Raw genomic sequence first — 25,617 nt, 5'->3', positions numbered from 1 at the left:
ACCCCAAAGGGCACCCAGAGTAATGTGACGATATATGTGCGGATTTTGTTGCCCCATCGCACAATGCCCGCGAAATTTATTCACGAAAAAGCATTTGATAAAATGGGCGGCTATTTATACCATAGTCACATATAAATTTCCAAAAGTTTTTAGAGATCATGAACAGTACTTATCAAGCGCCTCGTCGATTAATTAAAACCGCAGATGAAATTGAGAAAATGCGGGTAGCGGGACGACTGGCAGCGGAAGTTTTGGATATGATCAAGCCACATATCAAACCGGGTGTAACCACACTTGAGCTTGATACGATTTGTCACGATTATATTGTCAATGTACAAAATGCCATTCCAGCCTGCCTGGGCTATGGTGCAGCCCCAGGTCGTCCAGCCTTCCAGCATACCATCTGTACTTCGGTAAACCACGTGGTGTGTCACGGTATTCCATCTGAAAACAAGACATTAAAAAAAGGCGATATCCTGAATATTGATGTCACGGTCATTAAAGATGGTTACCACGGCGATACCAACATGATGTACATCGTGGGTGGTGAAACTTCAATTCTGGCCAACCGTCTATGCAAAGTAGCACAGGAAGCTATGTACCGCGGTATGGAAGTTGTAAAACCGGGCGCGACCATTGGTGATATTGGCCATGCCATTCAGAAATATGTCGAATCTGAGCGCTTTAGTGTGGTGCGCGAATATTGCGGTCACGGCATTGGAACAACCTTCCATGATGAACCGCAAGTGCTGCATTATGGCCAGCCAGATACCGGCATGATTTTAGAAGAAGGCATGACCTTTACCATTGAACCAATGGTAAACGCGGGTGTTTGGCAAACCAAATTACTTGGCGATAAATGGACCGTGGTCACTAAAGATCACAAACTTTCAGCGCAATATGAACACACTATTTTAGTGACTAAAGACGGTCTGGAAGTCCTGACTGCACGTCCTGAAGAAGACTTGTCACGTTTCTAGTCATAAGCTGTCATTGGCGTAAAAACTAAAAAAATTGTCAGAAAGGTCACATTGATGTGGCCTTTTTTATCGTCTAAAACTTCAACTTAAAACAAATAAATCAAATACTTATATCAATATTCGGGTTTCATCCCTAAAAACCGTATTACCATTTCTAGCTACACAAGTCATAAATAAGTCACAGAGCAGCAAAGTTATTTCAAGAATGTTACAAATGTAATAAAACAATCTTCTTCAAAAACAACAGTCTTGCTTTATCTAACTATTAAATAATGGCCCTTATAAAAACGAGCAACAAATTGGACATGGAGTCCCTTATATGAAGAAGACCTTATTATTTGCCAGCACGCTATTGGCCTTACCTGCTGTTTCTTATGCCTCACCGTATTTTAGCCTGCAAGATGGTGATGGTTTTAAACGTTTTTCTGTATCAGTGGGTGCTTTACATGTGATGCCACAAGGTAAAGCGCAGCCATTCAAAGTTAATACTGCTGCCTATGAAGGAATACAGTCTGACGTTGGAGAAATTTCATCGCAGGCAGTCATTGATAACCGCGTAGAAAATTCATCTGGTTTAGCGAATTGGTTAATTGATTTAATTAATGGCATCAATCCAGATAGTACCTTACCTGCGTTCATGAGCGGTACAGCACAAGTTTATGGCCTAGAGAACTGGACGAATCCAGGCACTGGATTAGAGGCTGATGATGTTACCACTTTAGGCATTATGACCAACTATTTTTTTACCGATAATATTTCGTTTGAAATGAAAGCTGGCATTCCACCTAAAGTAGACTTACAAGGTAAGGGAAAAATATATGCTCCATTCAGTGCTATAGCTTCCCCACTTGTGGGCTCCATTGAGTTAGACAATGATATTTTTATTACGGATTTAGAAGCACATGGCCCTGCCGCTTCAGCTCGGGCATGGACGCCTGCTTTTGAATTTCAGTATCACTTTGGCAAGACTGGCGTAAATAAATTCCGTCCTTATGTTGGCGTAGGCTTAATGTATGCTTATTTTAATGAACTGGAAATTAATCCACAGACTGAAAAAGACCTGATTGCTGCAGGACATATGATCGCTAATATTCTGGATAATAAAGCCGGAGCATCACTAGATGGGTCACCGAATGACAAAGCCAATCCTAAAGTCAAAGTTGAAGCAACAGATGCCTTTGCTCCAGTAATCACAGCAGGCTTTACTTATGACTTTAATGAAAAATGGTTTGCGGTTGGTTCGCTGTCCTATGCACATCTGCAAAATGACACCACCATTACCGTGACCGATGCCACACATGGCGAACTTATTCGTTCTAAGGCCGATATTGAAGTGAATCCGATTCTGGCCTATGCCGGTATTGGTATCCGTTTCTAGGCTTCAATTTTTTAGTCCATCATCAGGCAGCCTTTCGGGCTGTCTTTTTTGATGCAGCCATAAAAAAATTTTATCTTTTATTTAATTTTTATTCTATCGCCTCCCGCGCGGCAATCTACTAACATAAGCAGGTCTTTCCTGGCTGCCGGACTTTTTATGTCAGATACCCGTTTTTCCAAAACCCTGATTTATATGCTGATGGGAAGTGCCATTATTCTGGCGCTGTCATTGGGGGTACGACATGCCTTTGGCCTGTATCTGGTGCCAATGAGCCATGAATTTGGCTGGGGACACAATGTCTTTAGTCTGGCTATTGCCATGCAAAACCTGATCTGGGGTGCAGTCCAACCAATTACCGGCGCCTTTGCCGACAAATATGGCAGTAAAATTGTGGTCGCTGCCGGTGGTGCCTTATATGCACTGGGTTTATTGCTGATGGCGGTCAGCTCGACCGGCTGGCTGCTGAATTTAAGTGCCGGTTTAATTTTAGGTCTGGCACTCTCTGCCACCTCTTTTCCGATTTTACTGTCTGCAGTTGGCCGTGCCGCACATCCTTCAAAACGCAGCCTGGCGATGGGGATTGCCAGTGCAGCGGGTTCTTTCGGTCAGTTTATTATGCTGCCGACCACACTGCTGTTATTGCAGAATTTAGGCTGGAAAGGTGCACTGGTGGTTAGCGCCATTTTAATGACCCTGCTAATTCCTTTGGCATGGACCTTAAAAGCACCGATGTATACCGACCCGAATGCAGCGACCACCAAACCGCAGCCGGCGTTAACATTTAAGCAGATTCTGGTAATTGCCAAAAACCACAAGCCATTCTGGTTTTTATCGTTGGGCTTTTTTGTCTGCGGCTTTCAGGTGGTATTTATTGGTATTCATTTGCCGGGTTATTTAATTGATCATGGATTTAACGCCACCACCGGCACCATCTTCCTGGCCTTAGTCGGTTTATTCAATATTGTCGGGACTTATACGGCTGGCTGGCTGGGCGGCAAATATTCCAAGCCGCATTTACTGATGTGGCTATATGGCCTGCGTGGTCTTGCCATTATTGCCTTTTTACTGTTACCGCTCAGTACTTGGACAATTTATGGCTTTGGTGTCATTATGGGACTGTTATGGTTATCGACCGTGCCACTGACCAACGGCATTGTAGCCAATATGTTCGGGGTGAAATACCTGACCATGCTCAGTGGGATTGTATTCTTCACCCATCAGGTTGGTTCGTTCCTTGGCGGCTGGCTGGGCGGCCTGAACCATGACTTAACCGGCAACTATAATGCCATCTGGATGTTCTCGATTGCGCTAAGTGCTTTTGGCGTTTGGGTACATTTCTTTGTGAATGAACAGGCGGTGGTGCATGACTAATTCAATGTCGCTGTTAAAAATTCTGATTGGCCTGTGCATCATCAGCTTTTTTATTTTATCGCTGCTGTTATGGATGAAAACCCCGCAGCTGTTTGAATACTTTAATCAGGCGTTTTGTGCACATTAATGTTTAAAAACCCGCAGCATCAACAGCAAACCCCGAAACAGCAAATTCAGTTATTTGGTTTGCTGTTTTAATTAAAAGAATATAAATCATATATTTAATTATTTTTATAGCCTTTTCATAAGTTTAGCATTTCTTCTGATTTTATTTGGCCTGCGGTTTTTTCTAAATTTTCTTGAGGCAATAACACTGAGAGAAAAATTTAAACATGACCAGTCTGACCCCACTTTCCCAAGCCATTCATGATGCACCGCGCTGGCATCAGGCCAATCAATTCCAGGACGGCAGCGAAATCCGTATTGTTCCACACACTGACCAGGCTCTTGGTGCGGTGGTGTATGGATTAGATGCGCGCAAGGCTCAATCGGGTGAAACCATTTTCCGGCTGAAACAGGCCTTGGCAGAACATTTAGTTTTAATTTTCAAACAGCAACAGCTGGATGATTTACAGTATCTGGCCTTTGCCACCTATTTCGGTTCAATTTTCCGTCCCGCTGCCGACACGCCTGTACTGGCCGCGCAGGATGATAGCGGTGTACCACCCGATATCGTGCCTGTTTCCAATGCAGTAGGACAAGGCGATTATACTGGTCATGGTGAATTAAGCCCGCATGCCGATCATCAATGGACACCGCTGCCCTCCTTTGGCTCTTTGCTCTATGCTATTGAACTGCCACAAAATGGTGGCCAGACCAGCTGGATTAATACCATCAAAGCTTATAATGCCCTAGATGCCGACACTCAGGCACATATCAACCAGCTACAATTAATTACTTACAACCCTTTTGTTCGCCGGCAGAAAACCCAAGCCTCGTCGCAAGACAGCGTTTATGGCAACAGTCCGCTGTATCGCTTTAAAGATCAACCGGTTTTAAGCCATGCCTATCCACATCCTTTGGTGCGCACCCATCCAGAATCCGGGCGTAAAGCCTTGTGGCTCAATACCCATACCGAAGTGGAACTAGAAAACTATGACGATCAGGCTGGTAGCGAACTGATTACCCAGTTACGTGCCCATCTGCTTCAACCAGAATTTGCCTATGAGCATCAGTGGGAAGTCGGTGATATTGTGTTCTGGGATAATCAGGCCACCCTGCATTCCCGCCGTCCATTTCCGGCCGAACAGCGCCGTCTGTTAAAACGTATCAGCCTTGCCGGAAGCCGACCTTTTTAAGCAGGAACTGAACTAGAGATACTGAATATGCACCGATGTTCAGGACTTTGACTGCAGGATATTTATCCTTTTTATCTAACCATAAAAAAACCCGCAAACTGTGTTTACGGGTTTTTCAGTATGAGCAACCGCTTAGAACAGACGGTTCATACCATTTAAGGTCGCCACACGATAGGCTTCTGCCATCGTTGGATAGTTAAATGTGGTTTCCACAAAATACTTGATGGTATTGTTCGGGCTGTTCATCACCGCCTGACCAATGTGAATAATTTCTGCCGCGTTATTCCCGAAGCAATGTACACCCAATACTTCTAAAGTTTCACGGTGGAACAGAATTTTCAGTTCACCAACCGTATCACCGGTAATTTGCGCACGTGCCAGATGACGGAAAGAAGCCTGACCCACTTCGTACGGAATTTTTTCTTCAGTCAGTTCCTGCTCGGTCTTACCAATTGAAGAAATTTCCGGAATGGTATAAATACCGGTTGGAATATCAGTCACCGGTGCCACATTTTCTTCGCCACTCATGTTGGCCCCTGCACAGCGACCCTGGTCATAGGCAGCAGACGCCAGAGATGGCCAGCCAATCACGTCACCAGCAGCGAAAATATTTTCTACTTCAGTCTGATATTGCTCATTTACCGTCAGCTGACCGCGGCTGTTTGGTTTTAAGCCAACATTTTCCAGGCCTAAACCATCGGTATTGCCTGAACGGCCGTTACACCACAAGATGGCATCGGCTTTGATTTTCTTGCCGCTTTGCAAATGCAGCACCACGTGATCATCAAAGGTTTCTAAATGATCAATCTGTTCATTGTGACGAATTAACACACCCTGTTCACGCAAGTGATAGGACAAGGCATCGGAGATTTCATCATCCAGATAGCTGAGCAATTTATGCTGGGTGTTAATCAGGTCGACTTTATGGTCCAGACCAATGAAGATCGAGGCATATTCACAGCCAATGACACCGGCACCATAAATGATGATTTTCTGAATCGAGAAATCCAGATCCAGAATCTTGTCTGAATCGAATACACGTGGATGGTTAAAGTCTAAAATTTCCGGACGATACGGACGTGAACCGGTTGCAATCACCAGCTGCTTAAAAATCAGGGTTTCCTTAATGCCTTCCGGACTGAATACCAGCACGGTATTTTTGTCCTGCACATAAGCACGACCGTGATAGATATCAATTTTATTGCGGTCATAGAAGCGTGAGTGAGTATCGACCTGCTGCTGAATCACTTTATGTGCATTACGCAGCACCTGTTTCATGGTGAACTGTTTCCAGTCGCCCACTTTCTGGAACATCGGATCACGCTGGTAACGGATAATACTGGATACCGTCTGACGCAGCGCCTTACTTGGGATTGTGCCCACGTGAGTACAGTTACCGCCGAGTTGCTCACGCATATCCACCACAGCAACACGCATGCCTGATTTGGCAAGTTTCATTGCTGCGCCTTCACCTGCAGGACCAGAACCTAGGACCACCGCATCATATTTAACGAAAGTTCCGGCAACCACCTCTTTTTTACGTGGCATTCAACGCTCCTTAAACTAATCTATTCTGTTTATATCTCATATGCATATTATGACTGAAAACATCATGATTTTCTGTATTTACCTAGCATATATTGCGTGATAGCCACATTTTTTAAATGAATATCGTTTTTTTCCTATTTGCACCCAAGTCCGTTATAATGGAGGCGCTATTTTTCGAATATCTCCCCCGTCAAAACAGTGGAAAAGTTGAATATGTCTGAAAACCGTAAACCAGAACAGGGTGTTAAACTTCGTGGCGCAGAAAAGGTCGCTCGTATTCCTGTAAAAGTTGTGCCTACGGTTGAAACGCCGCGCAAACCGGACTGGATTCGGGTCAAGATGGCGGCGCCAGAAGAAGTTCAACGGATCAAATCGACACTGCGTCAGCAAAAACTGCATACCGTTTGCGAAGAAGCAGCCTGTCCGAACCTGCCAGAATGTTTTGGTGGTGGTACTGCAACCTTTATGATTATGGGTGATATTTGTACCCGTCGCTGTCCGTTCTGTGACGTTGCCCATGGTCGTCCGAATGCACTTGATCCGGATGAACCGCGTCATATGGCAGAAACCATTGCCAACTTAGGCCTGAAATATGCGGTCATTACCTCGGTAGACCGTGACGACCTGCTTGATGGTGGTGCACAGCATTTTGTTGACTGTATTAAAGAAGCGCGTGCCTTAAGTCCGAACACCCTGCTAGAAATTCTGGTTCCGGATTTCCGTGGCCGTATGGATATTGCGCTGCGCATCATGACTGAATGTCCGCCAGATGTATTTAACCACAATATTGAAACCGTGCCACGTTTATATAAAGCCATGCGTCCGGGTTCAGACTATCAGCACTCTTTAAACCTGCTGAAAATGTTTAAAGAATATTGTCCGGAAATTCCAACCAAATGCGGTCTGATGGTGGGTATTGGTGAAACTGAAGAAGAAGTGATTTCATTATTGGATGATCTGAAAGCACATGATGTAGATTATGTGACCATAGGCCAATATTTACAGCCATCGAAACAGCACGCACCAATTGACCGCTTTGTCACGCCAGAAGAGTTCGAGCGTTATGCAGAACACGGCCGCAAACTGGGCTTTAAAAATATCTGGTCTGCACCAATGGTGCGTTCAAGTTATTTTGCAGACCGTCAATACTACGGCGAGCCAGTTCCAGCGGTACGTCGCAAGACTGATCCTGCCAAGAAAATTAGTGTACAAACCATCGAAGCATAAGCTGAGAAAACTAAGCTTAGAAAACAAGGCCCCGGATTCGGGGCTTTTTTACAAGGTCATCTTTTACTTAAATTTTTACATCGTCCTCGGATCAGAATTTTTAGCCAGAGAGATCATCTATTTCCTCTTAGACCTAAAGACGGCTCATCTTTAAAAAATACCCCATTTAAACCAGAAGTAAAATTTCTATCATTCTTTGACCTAGCTGCTAAACCCTTACTTATCTTCACATTTCGTTGCGCGTTCTTACTTGAATAGCGATCATTTTTCAACCAATCTCATCTATAGAGTTTGTTTTTAGCAATCGTTTTGATGGTCTTGATATTTAAAAAAACGATACCGACGTTCCAAGAACAGCCTCCACCGGATGACTTCAGACAAAATGAAGCAGTATTTCTTTCATTTTTCCTTGCAGGCACGGTGATGCTGTAGCAGCCGGGAGAAATACAATAATGCTTTTTATACTCAGTATCGTCATTCTTGTTTTTACACTGTGGGCGATTTTCTATTTTCAGCTGTCTCGCAACAGCGGTGCCATGACCCTGATCGCGGTCAGTATTGTCTCTGCCTTTATTAATCCCTGGTCCTTAATTTTAAGCATTCCGTTAATTGTGCTGAGCATAATTGTGATGGTGGATGCCTTGCGCATGAAAATCATCACCCAACCCGCGTATAAGGCTTTGTCACAAGCCATGCCAAGCATGAGCAGCACCGAACGTGAAGCACTGGATGCCGGCACCAGCTGGTGGGAAAAAGAGCTGTTTATGGGTGCGCCCAACTGGGATACCTTTGAGCAATATCCCTATCCTACGCTCAGTGCGGAGGAACAATCCTTTTTAGACAATGAAGTGGAACAGCTGTGCAACATGCTGGATGAATGGGAAATCCATCATAAGCACAAAGATTTATCTCCTGAAACCTGGCAGTTTATTAAAACCCATGGATTTTTGGGCCTGATTATTCCCAAGGAATACGGCGGCAAGGCTTTCAGTTCTTTTGCGCAAAGCCGGATTATGAGCAAAATTGCCTCACGCTCCCTAACCGCCGCGGTCAGCTGTATGGTGCCCAATTCCTTAGGCCCGGGTGAGTTGCTGCTGCACTACGGTACCGATGAGCAGAAAAAACGTTACTTGCCCGGTCTGGTCAAAGGCGAAGAAATTCCCTGCTTTGGGCTGACCAGCCCGGAAGCCGGCTCCGATGCCGGTGCCATCCCCGATACTGGCGTGGTCTGCTATGGCCAGTTTGAAGGCCGGCACGTACTGGGTCTGAAAATGAATTTCTCCAAACGATGGATTACATTGGCACCCATTGCCACCGTGATTGGTCTGGCTTTTAAACTGTATGATCCGGAAGGCTTACTCGGCGATAAGACTAAAACCGACTACGGCATTACCTGTGCGCTGCTGCCGGCCAATCACGCCGGAGTGAAAGTCGGGCCGCGCCATCATCCCGGTTCACCATTTATGAATGGCACGGTCGAAGGTCAGGATGTGTTTATTCCACTCGACTGGATTATCGGTGGTGTTGAAAATGCCGGTAAAGGCTGGCGCATGTTAATGGAATGTCTGGCCGTCGGTCGCGGGATTTCCTTACCGGCACTGTCAACCGCTGCCGGGGAAATGACCTATTTAAATGTCGGTGCTTTTGCGCGAATCCGCCAGCAATTCAAGTTGTCGGTGGGGAAATTTGAAGGCGTACAGGAAGTCACCAGTGATATTGCCAGTGAAACCTATATGCTGGAAGCCTTTCGCTATCTGGTGACCTGTGGACTGAATCAGGGCGGCAAACCTGCCGTGATGACCGCGATGGCCAAGTACTATGCCACAGAGTCTATGCGCCGTGTGGTTAATCATGGTATGGATGTGGTCGGTGGCCGCGCCATCCAGTTGGGTCCACGGAACTTTCTGGCGCTGACCTATCAGGCCATTCCAGTTTCCATTACCGTTGAAGGGGCCAATATTTTAAGCCGCTCGCTGATGATTTTTGGCCAGGGTTCGATGCGTTGCCATCCGTATTTGTATGAAGAATTACAACTGCTACAAGCCCCTGATAAAGATGCCGCGCTGACACAATTTAATGAACTGTTCTACCATCATCTCGGTTATACCTTTAACCGGACTGCGCGCGCATTTGCCTTTGGCTGGTTTGGCGGTTCATCCGATGCTCCGCAACAAGCCGATGAATTTAGCCGGCCTTATTACAAAACCATCAACCGTTTTAGTGCGGCCTTTGCCCTGACTGCCGATATGTGTCTGGGTTTATTGGCCGGTGATATTAAACGCAAGGAAATGCTGTCCGGACGCCTGGCCGATATTCATGCGCAGCTGTTTATTGCCACCGCCATCTTAAAATACTATGCACATGGGCAAAAAACCGCAGATGAGCAACTGCATGCGCAACTGGCTTTAGACAAAGCACTGTTTAATGCACAAGAAGCCTTCTTTGGACTGTTCAATAATTTCCCTATGCAGCTGGCGGCTGGCGTCGTGAAATTGATCTGCTTCCCGTGGGGCCGTGCCTTGCAGCCACCAAGCGATCAGCTGAAACGTGATGTGGCCATGAGCATGATGCAGGACAATGCTTTTCGCCAGCAGCTGAAACAGCATGTTTTCTATAACACGGACCCGGACGATGTCTTTGGCCGGATGGAAAGTACCTTCCAGAGCTTAACCGAGATTGAACCGCTGTGGGATCGCTTTAAAAAAGCTGAAGCCAAAGGCAGTTTTGATGGCCTCAGTTTTGAAGAACACATTGCCGATGCCCTAAATACCGGCGCGATTCAACCCGAAGAAGCTAGCCAGCTACTCAGTTATAACGCGCAGCGCTTTGACAGTATTTTGACCGATATTTTCGATATGCAGCTGGAACAGACCCTGCCGCTGGATAATCCGCATTTAATTGAACCTTTAGGTGTCGATACGGAAGCTCATCCTCCGGCAACTTCAGCAGAACCGAAAACCGGTGGCACCGCACAACTGGCCACAGATCATCATAAAGAGGATCCGGAACCGTTTATCCGTTTTTAGTTATATGCTGAATATTGAATAAAGTGGCTTTCGGGCCACTTTTTTATGGACTGGAAATGACACTTCTGACAGCCATTCTACGACCATCTTCCAATGGTATAGACTGCATAAGCCGTTAAGCTACATCGAAAACAATATTGAGGGAAACAAGATGTCACAACAAGATTATGACAATGGTTTAAAAGTACGTACAGAAGTCATGGGTGAAAGTTTCGTGAAACGTGCGCAGGACAATACTGTGCCGTTTACCCAGCCTTTGCAGGACTGGATTAATGAACATGCCTGGGGTTCTACCTGGCAACGTGAAGATGTATTGCCGCGCAAATATCGTTCACTGGTGACAATTGCCTTTTTAACTGCGCTCAAAAGCCCGACTGAATTAAAAGGTCATGTACGCGGGGCTTTAAATAATGGCGCGACAGTGGAAGAAATTCAGGAAGTGCTGCTACATAGCCTGCCCTATTGCGGCGCACCGGCTACGCAAGAGGCCTTCCGTGCGGCGTTAGAAGTCATTCAGGACTATCAGGCCAACTCGTAAATTTCGGACGAGTTTAAATCCAGTACACATTAAAACTGTAAAAGAATTCACTGACCTCAAAACGCACCTGATAACCAAGCTGGGTCAGTTCGGCGGAGAGATTACGGATTTCTTCCAAAGGCAAATGTTTGGGCAATACCGTAAATACTGCAGTGTTGCCCTGCTTGGCATTCTCTTCAATTAAACTGGCTAAACGCGCTTTATACAGGTTGATGTCCAGATTGGCATGCGCCGAAAGCACTTTTGCATCTTCTGCGGTTAGAAAGTTCACCATTTTTTTCTTCTCTTTTTTTGTTCCGTTGTATGGGTCTAACTTAAAAAATGCTACGGCTCCGCTCAACTCTATTTTTGTAAGTAATTTAAATTAAAGATGAATTGGTTTATATCGACTGCTGTTATCCATCCTCTGATAAATCAAAAACTCCCTTATCCTGGTTTTCTCTCTAAGGCATAACAGACGCAAACAAGGAATATTTAATCTTCATTTTATAATTAACGCATGATCAGGTTCTGAGAGGTAAAAGAGATTAAATAACTTAGGCTATTTTGATATATGGGTTCCGTTAAACTTCCATCGTTATTACCTAACTCTCTCCTGCTCAATTTTATATTTCAAAGCGGATATTTGATTGTTCTATCTATGAGTCATAAAAAACGGAGCCGATCTGCTCCGTTTTTCTCTTGAGTTTCAGAGGTTCAAGACCATTATTTTTTTGCCTTCCATGCACTTTGTACCTGGCTGGCAACTTTTGGATAATCCAGAATAAAACGCATATGCGACTCTACCCCGGTTTTTAAGGTTTTATCATCGACAATAAAGTATGGGTTATGGTTCGGTGCAGCTTTACTCATATCCTGATCAGCCGGTGTCGCACCCAGGAATACAAATAAAGATGGCATCATCCATCCAATCTGCAAAAGCAAACTGAGAGATACTCATGGCTAACCCCAAGCTAAGACAGGTTTTAGTGAGCTGCATGGAAACTCCATTTTTATAACCGTTTAAAATCTTATCTTCGGAGAATTTAGGGTTAAAATACAAGGCTATTGTTGTAATTTTATATAGTCATTTGCACTATACTTGATATTTTAAAAGTTGAAAATTACCACAATTTAGCGAGCAATTTTGCGCTATGACTCAAAACATTTCATTTCAGATTGGCTTTTTTCCGGCAGACCTTTTAGGCTTATAGCAAATATTTTCTGGATATGACCATGTCGGACGCCATCACTGTTCCTCCCGCCCTGATTAACCGTGCGCTTGCAGGCCAAGCCGATGCCCAGTTTGAGCTGGCTGAGTTGTATATGCAAAGCGAGCATGAAGATGACAACCTGCTGGCTGAAGAATGGGCCTTAAAAGCCGCTGAAAATGGTCATCTGGAAGCCATGTACTGGTTGGGCGAAGGTTATACCGTCTATGCCAAAGACGTGCAGGAAGATGATCCTGAAGATTCCAAAACTCACTTTGAGTTAGCCTATTACTGGTTGAAACAAGCAAGCAAACAGAAACATGCAGGCGCAATTCTGGAGCTGGCTGGCTATTATCGTCGTGGGAATGTGGTAGAAAAAGATATTCCGACCTCGGTAAATTTGGTTCAGCAAGCGGCTGAACTAGGCGATGCACAGGCCATGCGTGATTTGGCCTGTATTTATGAACATGGCCTGGGAGTCGAAATTAATGAAGCACAGGCAGATTACTGGGCCGAAAAAGCCAAAGCTGCCGAGTAACCCACTCAACCCGATCAAAAGCTCATCAGATGATGGGCTTTTTTATATTGATGCATGGAGATAGGCGCTGGATTAGCCGGAATTTTTAATTGTTTTGGAGATCAAAGAACACTACAGCGAGAAACCGGAACAGTTTAGCCAGATATTCAACAATTTCAGATTGGAACTCTGGGCAATTTCCAAGTACAATACTGCGCTAGTCGAGGGATGCTGCGACGTTTTACAGGTACGAAATGTAAAAGCGCTAGGCTCGACCATCGGTCAAACATCCGCTTTGATCAACAACGGCATCCGCGAACTGAATGATCAATTGTTTTTATTAAGGAGATCGTGATGAACGCGGTTAATGCTTCATTTACTGATTACAAAGTAGCAGACATCACTTTAGCAGACTTCGGTCGTAAAGAAATCAAACTTGCAGAAGCTGAAATGCCAGCCCTGATGGGTCTGCGTAAACGCTACTCTGCGGCTAAACCACTTGCTGGCGCTAAAATTTTGGGTTGTATCCACATGACAATCCAAACAGCAGTTCTGATCGAAACTTTGGTTGAACTTGGCGCTGAAGTACGCTGGACCTCTTGTAACATCTTCTCAACTCAAGACCACGCTGCTGCTGCCATTGCTGCGTCTGGTGTTCCTGTGTTCGCTTGGAAAGGTGAAACTGAAGAAGAATACGTGTGGTGCTTAGAGCAACAAATTAACGTGAATGGCACGCCTTGGGATGCCAACATGATTCTGGACGATGGCGGTGACTTAACTGCACTTGTTCACGAAAAATACCCAGAAGTTTTGGCGAAAATCCACGGTATTACTGAAGAAACCACCACAGGTGTACAACGTCTGCTTGAAATGTGGAAAGACGGTTCTCTGAAAGTACCTGCAATCAATGTAAACGATTCAGTAACCAAGTCTAAAAACGACAACAAATACGGTTGCCGTCACTCACTCAACGATGCCATCAAACGTGCAACCGATATGCTTTTATCTGGTCGTCGTGCGCTGGTCATTGGTTACGGTGACGTAGGTAAAGGTTCTGCGCAATCACTTCGTCAAGAAGGCATGATCGTACGTGTTTCTGAAATCGATCCTATCTGTGCAATGCAAGCCTGCATGGACGGTTATGAAGTGGTTTCTCCATACAAAAATGGTGTTCAAACCGGCAAGAAAGAAGACGTTAACGCTGACCTTCTTTTAAACACTGACCTGATCGTAACAACAACGGGTAACTACCACGTTTGTGACGCTGCCATGCTGGATACATTAAAAGCAGGTGCTGTTGTATGTAACATCGGTCACTTTGACACTGAAATCGACACCAACTACCTACGTGGTTACAAGTGGGTTGAAGTGAAACCTCAAGTTCACCAGGTGTATCGTTCAGAAAATGAAAATGATTACCTGATCCTGCTGTCTGAAGGTCGTTTAGTGAACCTGGGTAACGCAACAGGTCACCCATCACGCGTGATGGACGGTTCATTTGCCAACCAGGTTTTAGGTCAAATGCACTTGTTCGCTGAGAAATTTGCTGATCTTCCTGAAGATCAAAAACAAGCCGCGATTCGCGTTGAACTGCTTCCGAAGAAATTGGACGAAGAAGTTGCAGCTGCAATGGTTGCAGGTTTTGGCGGCGTTCTGACGCAATTGACGCAAGAACAAGCGGACTACTTAGGTGTAGCGGTTGAAGGTCCGTTTAAATCGGATGCTTATAAATATTAATTAGCCCTCACCCCATCCCTCTCCCATAGGGAGAGGGTGAACTCTCAAATCATTTACATTACGAGTTTTACTTGTGAAATTTAAGTAATTTGAGCCAAGACTCTGCGTTATTCAGTAATGAATACTCCTCTCCCTTTGGGAGAGGTCAGGGAGAGGGTGAATAAAAAGTATTTATAAAAAGGATTTCAACATGTCAAAACAGATTCCGATTTCATTCGAGTTCTTCCCAACCAAAACTGATGCCGGTGCAGAAAAACTCAAGACCGTACACCAAGAGCTTCAGCTTTTAAATCCAGAATTTTTCTCGGTGACCTATGGCGCTGGTGGTTCAACTCGTGAACGTACCTTATCGACCATTAACGACTTCAATGGCAAAGGCACACCGGTTGCGCCTCACCTGTCTTGTATTGGTGATGATAAAGCCCGTATTGCCGAATTGCTGGACCTGTACAAATCACAAGGTATTGACCGTATTGTGGCACTGCGTGGTGACTTGCCATCCGGTCAGGTTGGCTTGGGTGAATTGCCATATGCACAGGATCTAGTCCGCTTTATTCGTGAACATTCCGGTGATCATTTCCATATTGAAGTGGCTGCCTATCCGGAAATGCACCCACAAGCGGAAAGCTTTGATAAAGATATTCAGCATTTTGTTGAAAAAGTAAATGCCGGCGCCAATGCAGCCTTAACGCAATTCTTTTTCAATCCGGATGCCTACTTCTACTTTGTTGAGCGTATTCAGCAAGCCGGTGTCAATATTCCGGTGGCGCCAGGTATTATGCCAATTACCAATGCCAGCAACCTGATTCGCTTTGCCGATAGTACTGGTGCTGAAATTCCACGCTGGATTCGCAAGCAACTGGCGACATATGGTGATGACACGGCATCGATTAAAGCCTTCGGTCATGAAGTGGTGCTGAAATTCTGTGAACGCCTGATTGCAGGTGGTGCGCCAAGTCTGCACTTCTACACCATGAACAATACCGAGCCTACCCGTCAGCTTGTGACTGATCTTGGTTTAGCCTAATTTTCTTTTTGCGAGTTGTACTTTATGCCACGTTTTTATATTGAAGCTGAATTAACGGTTGAGACGCAGCTCACGCTGACCGAAACCGTGTTTCACCATTGGTGTAAAGTACTGCGCGCACAAGTGGGCGACACAGCCACCCTGTTCAATGGACAAGGTGGCGAATATGAAGTGACCCTTACCGACGTCCAGAAAAAAACAGCAACGGTGATGGTCAACAGCTTTAATCCGGGCAACCGTACACCTAAATTCAAGGCCCTGCTCGGTCAGGTCATGAGTAAGGGCGACCGGATGGATTATGCCATTCAAAAAGCGGTGGAACTCGGCGTTTCCGAGATTCAGCTCCTCACCTCTGAACGCTGCGAAATGCGTCTGAAATACGACCGTGACCAGAAAAAACTGGATCACTGGCAAGGTATCGCCATTGCTGCTTGTGAGCAATGTGGTCTGAATATTGTGCCTAAAATTCTCCCGCCGATGTCGCTGGAAAAATGGCTCGATACCGATCTGCCAGCCACCAAACTGGTATTAGCACCCAACAAAGATGAAGTGAATGTCTTACACAATGCCACGCCAGAACTTGCCCTGTTAATTGGGCCTGAAGGCGGCCTGAGCGAGGCTGAAATCAGTAGCGCAAATACGAAAGGTTTTGTGAACTGGTGTATAGGCGAGCGCGTGTTAAGAACTGAAACTGCGCCTGTGGTCGCACTTTCTATTTTAAATTTTAACTTCAGCGTGTAATTCGTCTTATTTTTAGCTGAATGCTGAGTCAGATGATTGCTTTTTTAAAGTTTACTGACTAATCTCAAAATATTATTTTACAATTTCACCTAATATCAGGTTATTCATAAAATAAAATGGATTTTTACATACTCTGTAATTTATAGGGTTTTGGGGATATATGTCAGACCATCAGGATGAGCTCATGGAGCAGTATTTGTATGCTGCCCAAATCACCAATACAATCCGGCTGATGCGCTTCTTTTTGCTGAGCATCCTCATTCTCTGTTTTTATATTTATTTTATTTTTCACTACTCTTTTAATTTTTCAACTTTCGCGTTTAATGCCTGGTTCCTGCTGAGTGAACTGGGGCTGGCCGGCTGCCTGTTCTTTAATGAAATGCGCTTTAAGCCCGGTCAATACAGTATTCAAATGGCACATCGCTGGATCAAGCTGGTATGCCTGCTGGTTGGTATTAGCCTTGGTATTGGCATTGCCCTGCTGTACTATTTCCTGCCGAAGTACAGTCTGGAGATGAGCACCTATCAGGCCATTATTCTGGCGGCTTTGCTGGTGATTATTAGCCAGACCTTTGCCCTCACCTTTTTAACCCAGCGCCTGAGCTATTTTTCGCTGGTATTTATTCCGGCCATTGTGCCGTATTTAATTTCCCCACTGTTCTTTAACAGCAACACCGAACCGCTGTTTTATCTGGCCACCAACTTTGCCTTAATCTGTCTGCTGATTTGTGCCAATACCTCCATGCACATGCATCGCCGGCTATCTAGCGTCTATTTCAAGAATAATCAGCTGAAAAAACAGGCCGAACAGCAAGTGGCCTGGACCGACCAGCTATGCCAGCAACTGCAAACGGAAATGAACCGCTCCAAAGACATTGAGCAGCAGCTGCAGTTTAATAACCAGATGCTGGAACAGAAAGTGAAAGAGCGGACCTTTGATCTGGAGCAAATCCATAAAGCCTTACAAGATCAACAGGCCAATCTGGTACTGGCGCATGAAGTGGCCGGGCTAAAACCATGGGACTGGGACATCAAGCATCGCCTGATTACCCTGACCAATGAACACCAGCAGCTGAAAATGTCCGGCTCTAAAGCCCATCATCACAAACTGCAGCAACTGATTCACCCGGATGATCTGGCGCATTTTCGTAACACCATGAAGCAGCATCTGCGTGGCCAGACCGACCGCTATGAAGTGACCTACCGAGTACAGCAAAGCAATGGCAAATGGGTCTGGGTACATGATGTTGGCCGTGTGATTGAGCGTGACCCCGAAACCCGGCGTCCATTACGCATGGTCGGTATCCGCCGTGACATCCATCAGGAAAAAACTGATCAGGAACGCCTGAAACTGACCGCCAGCGTACTACAGCAGGCAGCAGAAGGGATTTTTATTCTGAATGAGGACCTGCGTTATATTGAGGTCAATCCGTGCTTTGAACAGCTGACCGGCTTTAGTCGCGAGCAGATTATTGGCAAACATCTGTTTGATATTGCCAGCAATTACAAATCACGGCAGCGCAGTATGCACAATGCCATTGTCAAGCAACTGCTCAAAGAAGGCGAATATGATGGCGAAATGGATGAAAAATACCTGTCGGGCAAAGAGCTGACCATCCGCCTGCACATGAATACCGTCAGCAATGAGCAGAACCGCTCTACCCATTATGTCGGGATTGTCTCGGATTTAACCGAGCGCCGCCGGCAGGAACAGCGCCTGTCCTATCTGGAAAATTATGACACGCTGACCGATCTGCCTAACCGGTTTTATTATAACTATCAGCTGCATCAGTATCTGGTGTCCCATCAGGATTCGATTAAACAACTGGCGGTGATTCGTCTGAACATCGACCGGTTCCGGGTGCTGAATGAATATTTAAGCCATAATGGCGGCGATGAACTGCTAAGACAGGTGGCACAGCGTTTACGCCTCATTAATGCCGAAGCGCTGTTGGTGGCGCATTTAAATGGCGATGACTTTGCCATTATTTATGAGCTGTCACATATTCGCCCATCGGTGCAGCAGCATTGCGAACGTATTACCAAAGCCTTCTCGGCGCCGTTTAATATCCAGGGTCAGGACCATATTATTACCCTGTCGATGGGCGTGTCTTTATATCCTGAACATGGCCGGCAGCTGGATTATTTAAACAACTGTGCCGAACAGGCGCTGTCGGAAGCCAAGCGTCTGGGTGGCAATACCACCAAATACTATTCGCTGGAAACCACCAAGCTGTTAGAGCAGGACGTGCACATTGAGCGCGATTTACGTCAGGCCATTAAAAATGATGAACTGATCGTCTATTACCAGCCAAAAATCAATTTCCATGATCAGCAGGTCTCCGGTTTTGAAGCCTTGGTACGCTGGAACCATCCGGAAAAAGGCCTGATTCCACCCGGCTTATTTATTCCAATTGCCGAGCAAACCAGCCTGATTTCAGAGATTGGCCATATCGTAATTCAGCAAACCGCCAAGCAGATTCGGGACTGGCAGGCACTGGGCTTTGATAACATCCGGGTTTCGGTCAATATTGTGGCGCAGCAGCTACAACGCGGACATTTGCTGGAAGATATTGATGAGGCGCTCAATACCTATCATATTTCCGGTGAAAGCCTGGAACTGGAAATTACTGAATCGTCGTTGCTGGAAAATACCGACGAGGTCAAATATATTCTGGAAGAAATCAAGAAGCGCCATATTCATATTTCGCTGGATGATTTTGGTACCGGTTATTCTTCCCTCTCTTACTTAACCGATTTTCCTATAGATGTTTTAAAGATCGACCGCAGCTTTGTGTCCAAGATTGGCCACAGCAAGCAGGAAGCCATTGTCAGTGCCATGATTGCCATGGGCAAAGCCATGGGCATGACCATTGTCGCTGAAGGTATTGAAACTGAACATCAACTTCAGTACCTCAGAAAGCTCGATTGCGACATCGCCCAGGGCTTTTTATTCTCCAAACCGCTGCCGCAACAGGATGCGACCCGCTTCCTGAGTGAAAAAATGCAGACACCTCTTATTGTTAGTGAATCTTAATCTATAGCTTAAACTTCTAAGTTTGTTCTAAAAATGCGCAGCTTTGACTGTGCTTAGTGCGTAAGTAATGGTATATTCGAGCAGATTTAGCACAAACCGCCAGCATCGCTGGACACAGTAACATACGAGATTCAGATGGACGATCAATCATTAAAACAGCAGGCTTTGTATTATCACGAATTTCCTACTCCAGGTAAAATCAGCGTTACCCCAAGTAAGCAGCTGGTCAACCAACGTGACTTAGCGCTTGCATACTCACCTGGTGTCGCGGCACCATGTTTAGAGATTGAACGAGATCCTTCTACTGCAGCACTGTATACAGCACGTGGCAACCTGGTTGCCGTGGTGAGTAACGGTACCGCTGTACTAGGTTTAGGGAACATCGGTCCTTTAGCGTCTAAACCGGTTATGGAAGGTAAAGGCGTTCTGTTCAAGAAATTCGCCGGCGTCGATGTATTTGACATCGAAATCGCTGAAAATGATCCAGACAAAATCGTTGATATCGTTGCTGCACTCGAACCAACCTTTGGCGGGATTAACCTTGAAGACATCAAGGCACCAGAATGCTTCTACATTGAGCAAAAACTGCGTGAACGCATGAACATTCCGGTGTTCCATGATGACCAGCATGGTACGTCAATTATCGTCGGTTCTGCGCTGCTGAATGCGCTACAACTGAACGGCAAAAACATTGCCGAAATCAAGATTGTGGCTTCAGGTGCCGGTGCTGCTGCCCTGTCGTGCCTGGACCTGCTTTGTGCCCTGGGTGCGAAAAAAGAAAATATTATTGTGGCGGACTCACGCGGTCTATTGACCACCAAACGTGAAGGTCTGGACGAGTCGAAAAAACGCTACGTACAGGATATTGAAGCAACCCAACTGGCCGATGTAATTGCCGGTGCCGATATGTTCCTCGGTCTCTCTGCTGCCGGTATTCTGACCAAAGAAATGGTCAAGCAGATGGCGGCTAATCCAATCATCTTCGCTCTGGCTAACCCGGATCCGGAAATTCTGCCTGAACATGCCCACGAAGTACGTGATGATGTGATTATGGCAACTGGACGTTCTGACTATCCGAACCAGGTGAATAACGCGCTGTGCTTCCCGTACATCTTCCGTGGTGCGCTAGATGTCGGTGCAACCACCATTAACGAAGAAATGAAAATTGCCTGCGTACACGCGATTGCACGTATGGCGCACATAGAAGCAGATGCGGCATCCTATGGTGAGAAATCTGCTTCATTTGGTCGTGACTATTTAATTCCACGTCCGCTTGATCAGCGTCTGATTCTTGAAATTGCTCCAGCGGTTGCCAAAGCAGCGATGGATTCAGGCGTGGCAACACGTCCAATTCAGGACTTCTCGGCTTATCATCAACGTCTGTCAGAGTTTGTATATAACTCTGCGTTTATGATGAAACCAATTTTTGCGCAGGCGAAAACCGATCCGAAACGCATTGCCTATGCAGAAGGCGAAGACTTACGCGTTTTACGTGCAGTACAAATTGCAGTGGACGAAGGTCTGGCACAACCGATTCTGGTGGGTCGTACCGCGGTTATTGAAGCGAATATCAAGAAACTGGGCTTACGTCTGGAACATGGTGTGAATATCACTATTGTTGATCAGGAGAAAAACCCGGATTACGAAAAATTCGCTGATGATTACTACAGCATCATGCAGCGTAAAGGTGTAACGCCTGAATATGCGCAGCGTGAAGCACGTCGCCGTTCGACTCTAATTGCCGCAATGCTGGTGAAACACGGTCTGGCTGACGGTATGTTATGTGGTACTTATTCAAGCTACGACATTCACTTAGACTTCGTCAGCAATATTATTGGTCTGAAAGAAGGTCACAATACTTTCTTCACTCTGAATGCGCTGATGCTGGAAGATCGTAACCTGTTTATTGCCGACACTTACATCAACCGTAATCCGACAGCTGAACAGCTGGCTGAAATGACCATTCTGGCCGCTGAAGAAGTACGCCGTTTTGGTGTAACACCACGTATTGCCCTGCTGTCGCATTCAAGCTTTGGTTCAGACCAGAACGATGCCAGCGCGCAAAAAATGCGTAAAGTGTTTGATATTCTGTCTGAGATTGCACCAGAACTTGAAGTGGAAGGTGAAATGCATGGTGATGCGGCACTGGACGAAAATATTCGCCATTTCGCATTCCCGAACTCACGCTTCAAAGGTTCAGCTAACCTGCTGATTATGCCGAACCTGGATGCAGCCAATATTTCGTTTAACCTGTTGAAATCGACTTCAGGCAGCAACGTGACCATTGGTCCAATTTTGCTGGGCGCAGCGAAACCGGTACATATTTTAACGCCAACAGCGACCACCCGTCGTGTGGTGAATATGACTGCGTTAACCGTGGCAGAAATTCAGCAAGCGGAACAAGACGCGCTATAAAAACTGAATGCCGAGTGAAAAGCTCGGCATTCTGACTTGAGAAAACCTCTATTCTGTTGCATGATGACCTCAAGAATAGAGGTTTTTTCATGCAAGTTTATTTAGTAGGCGGTGCGGTGCGAGATCATTTGCTGGGGCACCCCTATCACGAAAAAGATTATGTGGTTGTCGGGGCAACACCCGAACAGCTTCTGGCCCAAGGCTATCAGCCCGTGGGCAAAGACTTCCCTGTGTTTTTACATCCTGAATCAAAAGAAGAATATGCACTGGCCCGTACCGAACGTAAAGCCGGTCAGGGCTATCATGGTTTCGAGTTTTATACTGCACCCAATGTCACGCTGGAAGAAGATTTAATCCGTCGTGACCTGACCATTAATGCCATGGCCATGGATGAAAACGGCCAGGTCTATGATCCTTATGGTGGACAGCAGGATCTGGCGCAAAAAGTGCTGCGTCATGTTTCCGACGCCTTTGTTGAAGACCCATTACGTGTACTCAGAATTGCCCGTTTTGCTGCGCGTTATAAAGCGCTGGGCTTTCGTGTGGCCGATGACACCCTGACCCTGATGCGCACGCTGGCAGCATCTGGCGAGCTGGATACCTTAACCCCCGAACGGGTCTGGAAAGAAACTGCACGCGCCTTGCAGGAAGATCATGCCGATGAATACTTTGAAGTGCTGCGTCGCTGCGGTGCCTTAAAAGCCTTGTTCCCGGAAATTGATGCCCTGTTTGGGATTCCACAGCGCCCGGAATATCATCCGGAAATTGACTGCGGCGTGCATACCTTAATGTCCCTGCAACAGGCCTGCCGCCAGAATTACAGTCTGGATGTGCGTTTTGCCGTGCTGGTGCACGACTTGGGCAAGGCCCTGACCCCAGCCGATGAATTACCGCGTCATATCATGCATGAAGAACGTGGTATTCAGCCGGTTACTGACCTGTGTGACCGCCTGAAAGTGCCAACCTATACCAAACAGCTGGCACTGGCGGTGTGCAAGGAACATTTAAAATGCCATCAGGCCCTGACCTTGAAACCGGGCACCTTATGGCGTCTGCTACAGCGTCTGGATGTGTTGCGTCGCCCGGAACGGGTAGAAGCCTTTGTTCAGGCCTGTGAATGTGATTCGCGTGGCCGTTTAGGTATGGAAGATCGGGACTATCCGCAGGCCGATTATGTGCTCAAAGCCATGCAGGTGGTGCGCGGCATTAAAGCGCAGGATTTACCGCCTGAGATTAAAGGCCCCGATATTGGTGAAATGCTGATTCAGCGCCGCATTAAAGCGATTGAAGTGCTGAAAGCAGAATATACCGCCGCAAGCTAAAATTGAGTCATAAAATTTAAAATACCCGTGTCGTGCACGGGTATTTTTGTTGATCAGGGATGAATCATCCCCCTGTGCTGATCTGGATGAAGCCGCCTTAAGACCGTTCGGCCGGAAAGCTAATCACCTGTTCCAGACGCATCTGCTGGGTGGCAACCATCAATAAACGGTCAATACCCAGCGCAATACCTGAACATGGCGGCATCTGAGGCAAGGCACTGAGCAGATATTCATCAAGTGGCATCACATGCAAGCCCAGTTTTTCCCGCTCCTGATTATCAGCTTCAAAACGGCCACGGAGCACCTCGGCATCAGCCAGTTCATCATAGGCATTGGCCAGTTCCAGCCCTTCAATGTACAGCTCAAAACGGGCGGCAACCAGTTCGCCATCTTCATCGACACGGGTTTTGGCCAGTGAGGCCAGTTCCGGCGGGAAATCGGTCAGGAATACCGGCGTGTCAAAACCCAGACTAGGCTCAACCATATGCGAGAACAACAGGTCGATATAGCCCAGACGATCATCACCTAAATCGAGGCTTAGCCCGACACGCTGGCAGCAGGCTTTCAGTTCAAATAATGTCGCTTGCAGCGGATTCAGATCCAGCCGGTCCATAAAAGCATGTTTATAACTCAGTACTGTCGGACGCACTTCACCAAAACGCTGTGCCAAAGTCAGATTGAGTAAATCAGTGACTTCGAACATCAGCTCTTTCAGGCTAAAACCCGGGCGATACCATTCCAGCATGGTAAATTCGCTGTTGTGTTTACGGCCGTGCTCATCATCACGAAACACCTTGCAGATCTGGTAAATCGGGCCGCTACCACTGGCCAGCAGGCGTTTCATGGCAAATTCAGGCGAAGTTTGCAGATAATGCGTCTGCTGCTGGCCCAATACATGACGCTTGGCCTGTACCGAGCTTAAATGTACATCGGTGACACCGGCCTGCGACAAAATAGGCGTTTCCACTTCCAGCACTTCGCGCTCAGCAAAAAACTGGCGAATCTGGGCGTACATCTTGGCGCGGGCGCGCATAGCCTCAAGACTACAGGTCGGCTGATAGTTCAGGCTCATGCGGCTGGCCCTCCATGCGCAGCCCATTCACGGCGCAGCGGATAAGTCTTGCGTAAATGGTCAAAGGCCTGCTGATCGACCTTGCCGTCTTTTAAGCAGGCACGTAATTTGGCGTCATCGGCGGCAATATCATACATCTGTGGCAGATGCTGTTGCAGTGCGGCTTTTAACGGCTGACCACTAAAATAATCGCTGCACGGCGGCAACTGGCTTTCAAAGCATTTGTGCGCCACTTGCCCAAAGACTTCACAAAAAGCGGCATAAATCATTTGTGTGCCGCGGGCTTTGCCTTCCAGACTGTAACCGGCAATATGCGGCGTTACCAACGTGACCAGATGTAATAATTCGGCAGAAATTTCCGGTTCATGCTCAAATACATCCAGCACCACCGCACGCTCGGTCTGCTGGATATCGGTCATTAATGCCTGCTCTGCCACCACCGGACCACGCGCTGAGTTAATTAAAATTGCATCCGGCTTCATCTGGGCCAGGGTTTCGGCATTGAACAGATGATAGGTCGGATACGGACCGGTTTTGGTCAGCGGCACATGAATCGAAATGGCATCGGCCTGAGCCAATACGTCTGCCAATGCCAGTTGCTGCACACTTTCACGTTGCACCAAAGGATCATAAGCCACCACTTTCCAGCCCAGCAGTTCCGCCATTACCGCCAGACGCGAACCGACATTGCCCAGTCCGATAATGCCCAGACAGAACTGCTGGCCTGCTTCCAGTAAGGCTGGACGCACATGCAGTAAGGCGGTAATCACATATTCGGCAACCGCCTGTGCATTACAGCCGGCGGCATTGGACCAGCGAATCTGCTGCTGTTCCAGCGCGGCAATATCCAGATGATCGGTACCAATGGTGGCACTGCCCACAAAACGCAGCTTGCTGTGCTGGATCAGTTCGGCATTGACCTTGGTTACCGAGCGCACCAGTAAGGCTTCGGTATCGTGCAGGTCCTGCGCAGTTAAGGTCCGGCCCGGACGATGGGAGATTTCACCAAACTCGGCAAAAAAATAATCGGTAAAGGCCAGATTTTCATCGGCAATAATTTTCATAAGGCAATCCAATGCTTTGATCTGTCCATGATAACGCCTGAAGGCCCTGCGGATGAAGCGCTATTGCAGTAAATACACTGAATATTAACCGCAGCAAAGCCGGCCCATCAGGCTTCACCCAAATACAAC

General features: G+C 46.6%; 19 protein-coding genes and 1 pseudogene. 15 read left to right on the top strand and 5 right to left on the bottom strand.

Annotated elements, in window-relative coordinates:
* The first annotated feature begins 158 nt into the window (after positions 1–158).
* From map to FTT68_RS04070, 5 genes are all read left to right on the top strand, one after another.
* Positions 159–980, top strand: a complete 822-nt coding sequence (map, locus tag FTT68_RS04085) for a type I methionyl aminopeptidase (protein ID WP_075175260.1) — start codon at positions 159–161, stop codon at positions 978–980.
* 319 nt (positions 981–1,299) lie between these two features.
* Positions 1,300–2,358: an OmpW family protein gene (locus FTT68_RS04080; protein ID WP_104473685.1), complete on the top strand. Its 1,059-nt coding sequence runs from the start codon at positions 1,300–1,302 to the stop codon at positions 2,356–2,358.
* Between the two features lie 156 nt (positions 2,359–2,514).
* Entirely contained in the window at positions 2,515–3,729 is a 1,215-nt protein-coding gene (locus FTT68_RS04075) for an MFS transporter (RefSeq protein WP_104490149.1), read from the top strand.
* A complete protein-coding gene (locus FTT68_RS14050) occupies positions 3,722–3,856 on the top strand; it encodes a hypothetical protein (protein ID WP_005179131.1) in 135 nt (44 codons plus the stop codon). Before FTT68_RS04075 ends, FTT68_RS14050 begins: the two co-directional genes overlap by 8 nt.
* A 205-nt stretch (positions 3,857–4,061) precedes the next feature.
* Positions 4,062–5,027, top strand: a complete 966-nt coding sequence (locus FTT68_RS04070; RefSeq protein ID WP_180056531.1) for a TauD/TfdA family dioxygenase — start codon at positions 4,062–4,064, stop codon at positions 5,025–5,027.
* Between the two features lie 132 nt (positions 5,028–5,159).
* Here the strand turns inward: FTT68_RS04070 and sthA are convergent, their stop codons facing one another.
* Complete coding sequence (sthA, locus tag FTT68_RS04065) at positions 5,160–6,575, bottom strand: Si-specific NAD(P)(+) transhydrogenase (RefSeq protein WP_005179136.1); 1,416 nt, start codon at positions 6,573–6,575, stop codon at positions 5,160–5,162.
* A gap of 213 nt (positions 6,576–6,788) precedes the next feature.
* Here sthA and lipA point away from each other — a divergent pair, with 213 nt between their 5' ends.
* The 3 genes from lipA (at position 6,789) to FTT68_RS04050 (ending at position 11,366) form a co-directional block, all read left to right on the top strand.
* Positions 6,789–7,802 (top strand): lipoyl synthase, encoded by a 1,014-nt coding sequence (gene lipA, locus FTT68_RS04060; protein WP_180056529.1) that lies wholly within the window; start codon positions 6,789–6,791, stop codon positions 7,800–7,802.
* 452 nt (positions 7,803–8,254) lie between these two features.
* The gene (locus FTT68_RS04055) at positions 8,255–10,828 is read left to right on the top strand and encodes an acyl-CoA dehydrogenase (RefSeq protein ID WP_180056527.1); all 2,574 of its coding nucleotides are present in this window, start codon (positions 8,255–8,257) and stop codon (positions 10,826–10,828) included.
* Positions 10,829–10,979: 151 nt separating this feature from the next.
* Positions 10,980–11,366 (top strand): carboxymuconolactone decarboxylase family protein, encoded by a 387-nt coding sequence (locus FTT68_RS04050; protein WP_104484600.1) that lies wholly within the window; start codon positions 10,980–10,982, stop codon positions 11,364–11,366.
* A gap of 13 nt (positions 11,367–11,379) precedes the next feature.
* Here FTT68_RS04050 and FTT68_RS04045 read toward each other — a convergent pair whose 3' ends face one another.
* The gene (locus FTT68_RS04045; protein WP_005179143.1) at positions 11,380–11,640 is read right to left on the bottom strand and encodes a hypothetical protein; all 261 of its coding nucleotides are present in this window, start codon (positions 11,638–11,640) and stop codon (positions 11,380–11,382) included.
* 431 nt (positions 11,641–12,071) lie between these two features.
* Positions 12,072–12,275: pseudogene (locus tag FTT68_RS04040) on the bottom strand (amidohydrolase); the annotation flags it as partial.
* 306 nt (positions 12,276–12,581) lie between these two features.
* Here FTT68_RS04040 and FTT68_RS04035 point away from each other — a divergent pair.
* The 7 genes from FTT68_RS04035 to FTT68_RS04005 all read left to right on the top strand — a co-directional run bounded on the left by FTT68_RS04035 (position 12,582) and on the right by FTT68_RS04005 (position 23,352).
* Positions 12,582–13,094, top strand: coding sequence for a tetratricopeptide repeat protein (locus FTT68_RS04035; protein ID WP_180056523.1), 513 nt, complete (start codon positions 12,582–12,584; stop codon positions 13,092–13,094).
* Positions 13,095–13,427: 333 nt separating this feature from the next.
* Complete coding sequence (ahcY, locus tag FTT68_RS04030) at positions 13,428–14,810, top strand: adenosylhomocysteinase (RefSeq protein WP_005179150.1); 1,383 nt, start codon at positions 13,428–13,430, stop codon at positions 14,808–14,810.
* 190 nt (positions 14,811–15,000) lie between these two features.
* Complete coding sequence (gene metF / locus FTT68_RS04025; RefSeq protein WP_016659212.1) at positions 15,001–15,837, top strand: methylenetetrahydrofolate reductase [NAD(P)H]; 837 nt, start codon at positions 15,001–15,003, stop codon at positions 15,835–15,837.
* Positions 15,838–15,861: 24 nt separating this feature from the next.
* The gene (locus tag FTT68_RS04020; protein ID WP_180056521.1) at positions 15,862–16,578 is read left to right on the top strand and encodes a 16S rRNA (uracil(1498)-N(3))-methyltransferase; all 717 of its coding nucleotides are present in this window, start codon (positions 15,862–15,864) and stop codon (positions 16,576–16,578) included.
* A gap of 160 nt (positions 16,579–16,738) precedes the next feature.
* On the top strand, positions 16,739–19,615 hold the full coding sequence (locus tag FTT68_RS04015) for an EAL domain-containing protein (protein ID WP_035363240.1): 2,877 nt from the start codon (positions 16,739–16,741) through the stop codon (positions 19,613–19,615).
* A gap of 135 nt (positions 19,616–19,750) precedes the next feature.
* Positions 19,751–22,030 (top strand): NADP-dependent malic enzyme, encoded by a 2,280-nt coding sequence (locus FTT68_RS04010; protein WP_104488292.1) that lies wholly within the window; start codon positions 19,751–19,753, stop codon positions 22,028–22,030.
* An 89-nt stretch (positions 22,031–22,119) separates the two neighbouring features.
* Positions 22,120–23,352 (top strand): multifunctional CCA addition/repair protein, encoded by a 1,233-nt coding sequence (locus FTT68_RS04005; protein ID WP_104488290.1) that lies wholly within the window; start codon positions 22,120–22,122, stop codon positions 23,350–23,352.
* A 97-nt stretch (positions 23,353–23,449) separates the two neighbouring features.
* Here FTT68_RS04005 and epmA read toward each other — a convergent pair whose 3' ends face one another.
* Complete coding sequence (gene epmA / locus FTT68_RS04000; protein WP_180056519.1) at positions 23,450–24,424, bottom strand: EF-P lysine aminoacylase EpmA; 975 nt, start codon at positions 24,422–24,424, stop codon at positions 23,450–23,452.
* Positions 24,421–25,488: a 4-phosphoerythronate dehydrogenase gene (locus FTT68_RS03995; protein ID WP_180056517.1), complete on the bottom strand. Its 1,068-nt coding sequence runs from the start codon at positions 25,486–25,488 to the stop codon at positions 24,421–24,423. Before FTT68_RS03995 ends, epmA begins: the two co-directional genes overlap by 4 nt.
* Positions 25,489–25,617: the final 129 nt, after the last annotated feature.

The sequence above is a fragment of the Acinetobacter sp. Q85-2 genome (genome assembly GCF_013420555.1).
Classification (GTDB): domain Bacteria; phylum Pseudomonadota; class Gammaproteobacteria; order Pseudomonadales; family Moraxellaceae; genus Acinetobacter; species Acinetobacter indicus.
The sequence above is the reverse complement of the archived record's forward strand: the minus strand, read 5'-3'. Positions and strand labels throughout refer to the sequence as shown.

Coding starts and splice junctions, on each gene's coding strand:
- FTT68_RS14050 (WP_005179131.1), top strand. CDS start 3,722: ATGACTAATTCAATGTCGCTGTTAAAAATTCTGATTGGCCTGTGCATC.
- sthA (WP_005179136.1), bottom strand. CDS start 6,575: ATGCCACGTAAAAAAGAGGTGGTTGCCGGAACTTTCGTTAAATATGAT.
- lipA (WP_180056529.1), top strand. CDS start 6,789: ATGTCTGAAAACCGTAAACCAGAACAGGGTGTTAAACTTCGTGGCGCA.
- FTT68_RS04015 (WP_035363240.1), top strand. CDS start 16,739: ATGTCAGACCATCAGGATGAGCTCATGGAGCAGTATTTGTATGCTGCC.
- FTT68_RS04055 (WP_180056527.1), top strand. CDS start 8,255: ATGCTTTTTATACTCAGTATCGTCATTCTTGTTTTTACACTGTGGGCG.
- FTT68_RS04070 (WP_180056531.1), top strand. CDS start 4,062: ATGACCAGTCTGACCCCACTTTCCCAAGCCATTCATGATGCACCGCGC.
- FTT68_RS04050 (WP_104484600.1), top strand. CDS start 10,980: ATGTCACAACAAGATTATGACAATGGTTTAAAAGTACGTACAGAAGTC.
- FTT68_RS04035 (WP_180056523.1), top strand. CDS start 12,582: ATGTCGGACGCCATCACTGTTCCTCCCGCCCTGATTAACCGTGCGCTT.
- map (WP_075175260.1), top strand. CDS start 159: ATGAACAGTACTTATCAAGCGCCTCGTCGATTAATTAAAACCGCAGAT.
- epmA (WP_180056519.1), bottom strand. CDS start 24,424: ATGAGCCTGAACTATCAGCCGACCTGTAGTCTTGAGGCTATGCGCGCC.
- FTT68_RS04080 (WP_104473685.1), top strand. CDS start 1,300: ATGAAGAAGACCTTATTATTTGCCAGCACGCTATTGGCCTTACCTGCT.
- FTT68_RS04010 (WP_104488292.1), top strand. CDS start 19,751: ATGGACGATCAATCATTAAAACAGCAGGCTTTGTATTATCACGAATTT.
- FTT68_RS04075 (WP_104490149.1), top strand. CDS start 2,515: ATGTCAGATACCCGTTTTTCCAAAACCCTGATTTATATGCTGATGGGA.
- FTT68_RS04045 (WP_005179143.1), bottom strand. CDS start 11,640: ATGGTGAACTTTCTAACCGCAGAAGATGCAAAAGTGCTTTCGGCGCAT.
- FTT68_RS04020 (WP_180056521.1), top strand. CDS start 15,862: ATGCCACGTTTTTATATTGAAGCTGAATTAACGGTTGAGACGCAGCTC.
- metF (WP_016659212.1), top strand. CDS start 15,001: ATGTCAAAACAGATTCCGATTTCATTCGAGTTCTTCCCAACCAAAACT.
- FTT68_RS04005 (WP_104488290.1), top strand. CDS start 22,120: ATGCAAGTTTATTTAGTAGGCGGTGCGGTGCGAGATCATTTGCTGGGG.
- ahcY (WP_005179150.1), top strand. CDS start 13,428: ATGAACGCGGTTAATGCTTCATTTACTGATTACAAAGTAGCAGACATC.
- FTT68_RS03995 (WP_180056517.1), bottom strand. CDS start 25,488: ATGAAAATTATTGCCGATGAAAATCTGGCCTTTACCGATTATTTTTTT.